Here is a 2,232-nt window from a genome sequence, read left to right on the forward strand (position 1 = left end):
AGGGGAATTGAAATGACTTACAAAGTGATCCAGTGGGCAACCGGAGGAGTCGGACGTGCCTCCATCGAAGGCATCGCCTCTCATCCTGATCTCGAACTCGTAGGATGCTGGGTGCATAGTGCCGAAAAGGTTGGAAAGGACGCCGGCGAGCTCTGCGGATTGGAACGAATGGGTGTCACGACGACCGACAACGTCGAGGAACTGCTTGCCCTCGATGCGGACTGTGTCATGTACTCACCCATCATGGCGAATCGAAAAGAGATCGTTCGTATCCTCGATTCGGGAAAGAATATCGTGACGCCTCTCGGCTATTTCTACCCGGGCAAGCGCGACGTTTCCGACCTGGAGGCCGCTTGTCAGAGGGGTGGCGTGACGCTCCACGGTACGGGCATCCATCCCGGTGGCATCACTGAACGGTTCCCGCTCATGATCTCGGCGCTTTCCCGAAATATCACCCATGTTCGCGCGGAGGAGTTCTCAGATATCCGTACCTACGCGGCGCCCTACGTAGTCGGCGAAATCATGCTCTTCGGAAAGACCCCGGAAGAAGCAGCGAAGAGCCCGATGCTCGACGTCATGGGCGGGGGCTTCCTGGAATCCATCGACATGGTCGCCGATACCCTCGGCTTTGCCCTCGACGAAAGAAAGCGCGCACATCACGAAGTCGCTGTTGCCACGAAGCCGATCGATTCGCCGATCGGCATCATCGAACCGGGGCTGGTCGCCGCCCAAAAATTCACCTGGGAGGGTACGGTACGCGGCAAGGTCGTGATCACAGTTCGCACCAACTGGTTCATGGGCCAGGAAAATATCGAGCCGGCGTGGAGCTTCGGACCCGAAGGGGAACGATTCGAGGTCGAAGTCCAGGGTGATCCGAACTCCAGGGTGAGCTTTCACGGATGGCATCCCGAGTCGGTCGAAGCGGGTCTTATTCGCAACCCCGGAATAGTCGCCACGGCCATTCACAACGTGAGCGCGATTCCTTATGTGATCGAAGCCCAGCCCGGCATCAAGACCTATCTCGACCTGCCGCTGGTTTCAGGGCGAGCGGCGCATGAGCTTACAATTGCCCGATCCGACTGATGGCTGATCCTCGGAGGCGACCGGCCTCGTCCGGACGCCCGCGCGCCGGTGTATGGCGGTCCATCCGAATAGCGCAGCAAGGATGCCCACCCCGGCGGGACCCAGCGCCGGAACGGCGGGGCCGGGCTCGCCCGGGATCACCGCGTCGAGAAGCTGATCGTTCAGGTCGCTCGACATCTCCCAGATCATCACGCCACCGAGCTCATTCGTGATGACGTATTGCTTCTTGAGAGCGAGGGAGGCGGGGTCGTCGTAGCTCAGAAATAGGCCGTTGGTCGGGTCATACAGCCAAGGGACGCCGGCGTCGGCATCCCGATGCAAAACGATGCCGGGCTGGCCCAGGTAGTTCGCCGCGATGTCGGCGTAGTCGAACATTCCCGTGGCGCCGGTGGCGCCGGTGTCCCAGGTGCCCAGGGGCGTCCCCGTGTAGGCCTGGAAGAGGCCACCGTTTACGTTGGCCACTCCCTGCACAGCGCGGCCGTAAAACGGGACGCCGAGCACCAGCTTGTCGGCCGGGACGCCCTTCCCGAGGTAATTCTGAATCGCCGCGTCTGCGTTGTTGCCGGGGGTGATCGTCGGGTCCCCGGGTGCTGGATAGAGTGGCGCGTTGAAGTTCGAAACGGGGCTCCAGGAGCCGTTAAGGTCGTAGGTCATGACGTTGATGAAGTCGAGAAGGGGGTGGATCTGTTCGACCTCGAGGTTCGCGATCTTTTCCGCGCCGGCGGGGGCGGCAATGGTCAATAGGTACTGGCGACCGCTCAGAGAGCCACGTGCGTTCAGTTCGCTCCGCACCGCCTGTAAGAGGAGCGTGAAGTTCTGTGTGTCTTCTGGGCGTGCGGTGTTCGAGGCGAGGCCGCCGCCTCCTGGATATTCCCAATCGATGTCAATGCCATCGAATCCGTAGGTCTCCATAAAGTCGGCACAGCCCGTCGCGAAATGCGCCCGGGACGCCGGCGTGAGCGCCGCGTCCGAGAAGTTCCCTGACCAGGTCCAGCCGCCGACAGAGATCAGGGTCTTGAGGTCGGGGTGTCGCTCCTTCAAGAGGTCGAGCTGGCGGAAGTTGCCAAAGTACGGAGCATCTGAGCCTGGGCCCGACCAGGGGTCGCCGGGCAAGTGTCGCTCGATATCGGCCCAGGGGTCGCCGAGTGC

2 protein-coding genes are annotated in these 2,232 nt (G+C 61.7%); one reads left to right on the forward strand and one right to left on the reverse strand.

Annotated features, from left to right (window positions below):
* Window positions 1–1,083, forward strand: a 1,083-nt coding sequence (locus tag OSA81_13675) for a hypothetical protein (protein ID MDE0900051.1), incomplete at its 5' end; no start/stop codon positions are given.
* Here OSA81_13675 and OSA81_13680 read toward each other — a convergent pair.
* A partial coding sequence (locus tag OSA81_13680) for a glycoside hydrolase family 18 protein (protein ID MDE0900052.1) occupies window positions 1,039–2,232 on the reverse strand: 1,194 nt, incomplete at its 5' end. The two genes, OSA81_13675 and OSA81_13680, sit on opposite strands and share 45 nt — an antisense overlap.

It is taken from the genome of Longimicrobiales bacterium, from assembly GCA_028823235.1.
GTDB lineage: Bacteria > Gemmatimonadota > Gemmatimonadetes > Longimicrobiales > Gaopeijiaceae > UBA2589.